2 protein-coding genes and 1 pseudogene are annotated in these 2990 nt (G+C 44.8%); 2 read left to right on the forward strand and 1 reads right to left on the reverse strand.

From position 1 onward, the window contains the following. Both QKE30_RS10710 and QKE30_RS10715 read left to right on the forward strand, forming a co-directional pair. Positions 1–202: hypothetical protein (locus QKE30_RS10710; protein WP_347934772.1), on the forward strand; the 202-nt coding region annotated here is incomplete at its 5' end. Between the two features lie 513 nt (positions 203–715). Continuing rightward, positions 716–2182: an AAA family ATPase gene (locus QKE30_RS10715; protein ID WP_347934773.1), complete on the forward strand. Its 1467-nt coding sequence runs from the start codon at positions 716–718 to the stop codon at positions 2180–2182. Positions 2183–2547: 365 nt separating this feature from the next. Here QKE30_RS10715 and QKE30_RS10720 read toward each other — a convergent pair. Next, positions 2548–2944, reverse strand: a pseudogene (locus tag QKE30_RS10720) (transposase); the annotation flags it as partial. Positions 2945–2990 lie beyond the last annotated feature (46 nt).

Genomic DNA, 2990 nt, shown 5'->3' on the forward strand with positions numbered 1-2990 from the left:
AATGGATCGCCTTCTCCTTGAATTCGGCGGAATACTTTCTGGGCATTGTGCCAATCCTTCCTTAGCAAAGGTAGGAACTAAACCCAGGACGCTTCACTTGGACAAAGAAAAGAGCGGCAAAAAATCAGAAAAGGTAGCTAACTGCCCCGGGGACGCTACATCGACGACCCACGCGTTAAACGCGACCTCGAAGACATCCTAGAGCGCCTAGAGACCCGAGAGGTCACGCCTCCACTAGAACTTGGTTCCTCAATCATGCAGGACTGTAAGCCAAATCCGCTTCAACACTCCTATTTCACCGCCGCCTACCCGGGCTGGCGAAAAGATGAGCTAGAACACCTCGCACAGTCTGCTGCACCACTAGACGCTAACAGCATGAACGCTACAGGCTTAGAGTGCCACCGCTAGAAGCATACTGAAATAACTCGAAGGCTTAAACCTCGTTAAAATTTTCCTTGCTTGTAATACATGCCCGTATTACACTGCGGAGGACACTAGAATTTGCTTGGGATGACGGGGTAAAATTCCACTTGTGAGGATTGATAACTGTTCCATTAAAAAACCAATTTAAGGTAATGGTTTTAGCTATCATCATCAAAAACTCATCTTAAGTGAGCTCTAGCGAGATGCCCGGAGAAACTGATTCAAGACTTGGAATTAGCTTGTCAGTAATCAGTAGACTGAAAGCGAATAAAAGCGAAAGGTTGTATCTAATTTGTATATCAAGAATGTCGAAATTGAAAATGTGAAAAGCTTTCGCAAACCTGAGAAATTTACTTTGAAAGACGGCGTTAATTTCTTGGTAGGCGACAACAACAGCGGTAAATCAACCTTACTTGAGGCAATTTTATTTTTATTCGAAGGCCCCTCAGCAACCCGGTGGACACCTGATGAATTTTACGCTAAAGATGCGCAAGGGCCAACAAGGGTAGTAGCGGATATTGCCGGAGGAGTTGAGCATTTAGTTCAAGTTGGTAAATTCAAAAAACTTGCAGATTTTGTTTTTGACGATGCCGAAGAGAAGGTTCTTCGCTTGGAAAGAAGTAGTCAAGAACGTGAAGTGCAACAAAACGGTAAAACTAAAAATGTTAACGTGAAGTCTGTTTGTTTTTGGCATCCTGTAAACCAACAGTTCGAAAATGTAACGGGAATCGACGCTTTGGTTAAGGGGATGTTTGACTTCGAAGCGGTTTGGGCTAATTCGCAACCTGGGGATACTATTGATTTTGGGAGCACTAAAACTTTAGGACGCCTTTTAGATATCTCGTTTAAAAAGTTTGTCGGCACTACTCTTTGGAACAAGTTATCTACTGCTCATGAAGCAGCCTTTTCTAGTGAGGAAGAGGGCTCTTTCATAACCGAGACTGCTCAACTTGCCGAAGGAATTAAGGAGCTTGTTGAAGAACAGTACGGCAGCGCAGATATTCGATTTGACTTTGGGCTACCTGACGCTTCTATCTTCATGAAGCAAGGTCAACTCCAAGTAAATGATGGTGCAGGAGAAACTCCTGTAGGCGGCAAAGGTACCGGAATGCAGCGTGCAATCGCTTTAGCAATTATCCAAATGTACGCTCGGTCGTCAGGGACGCTTAAAGAGGTAGATTCAAAACCCCTGATCTTGATGCTTGATGAGCCTGAAACTTGGTTGCATCCTAGTGCGCAACTTAAATTAGGTGAGGCTCTGGCTAAGATCGGAGAGACTGAACAACTCTTCGTAATAACGCACTCTCCCTACTTGATTAGAAAATTTGATCCTCGGCATCATTTATTAACTGTACTATCGGGTAAAGGTGAGGAACGAAAGTGCAGTAGTTCTGAGACATTTGGGCTGTTTGGCGCAGGAGAACCTACGTGGGGTGAAATTAACTATAAAGCTTTTGAGGTGTGTAGTAATGATTTTCACAATGAGCTATATGGGTATATACAGCGCTACTTAGAGGAAGAGAATGAGGGGCGGATCAGAGAACAAGATATTGATGATTTCCTATCTGAACAAGGGCTGGATAAAGAATACACTTGGAAGCGTAATGAAAATAAGGAGTATCGTACGACTCTTCCCGTCTATGTGCGGAACTCGATTCATCACCCAGAGAACCAGTTGAATGCTTCTGTGTCAGAGCTCGATCTGCAGAAATCTACAAAGCTTCTTGTTGAAATAGTGCAGCAGATTAATGGTCGATAATTCCGGATTTATTCTCGGTATTGCTGCTGGGCTTGATTTGACCTTTTAGTTATTAAGTGAATTTGAATTCATTCAAGCGTGTGAGGCTTTGCAATGCTTTAAAACATATTTTTTCTGATAAAGGATCTGCTACGTCGCAGATTTTGACCAACCTAGATGCACTGGTTTATATATAGAGTTTGAAGTGTTCCAGGTTTGTTTTGTTTGAGTAGATGGGAAAATCTGGAATATGCCGAGAAAATTGAGCGTGTCAAGTTGTTTGTATGTGGGGTTAGGTTTATAGGTATTTGTCGAAGCGATCGGGGTAGGTTCGGCCATTTGGTTGATGGCTTGGTTCCAGCCGGAAACTCGGGGGTCAGGCCCGCTGCCATGTGGTGTTGGATACCTTTAATTGTCATCCCACCGGCATACAAGCTGATGATCATCTCACTCAACGTCGGTCAATCTCCTCGAGCCTTTGAGACGCCATAGCTGGCAAGAATGTGCCAGCCCGATCCCTAGGCACATCAACGGTGACTGACCCGTAGTTGGAATCCGCGGTTTTCGAATAGAGGTGCCGTTGCGACAATTGTCTGTCCCAGCAGCAGCTTTAGCGTTCCCTGTCGCCAGACTCGTAGCCAAGGTGATCATCCATCTCAGCGTTCAAACCCCAGAGTCAATCGAGGCTTGCAACATGCCCCGAATTAGGTCGTTGGCATCCGTTGTCGACGCGCCTAGGTCATCAATCAGTTTCGCGATTTCAGGGTTAGCAAGAAGCTTTTTTCAATCGCATCATTCTTGGCCTTATCAGCCGGATCTCGTCGTGCCA

Source organism: Corynebacterium sp. c24Ua_83 (assembly GCF_039907245.1).
Taxonomy (GTDB): domain Bacteria; phylum Actinomycetota; class Actinomycetes; order Mycobacteriales; family Mycobacteriaceae; genus Corynebacterium.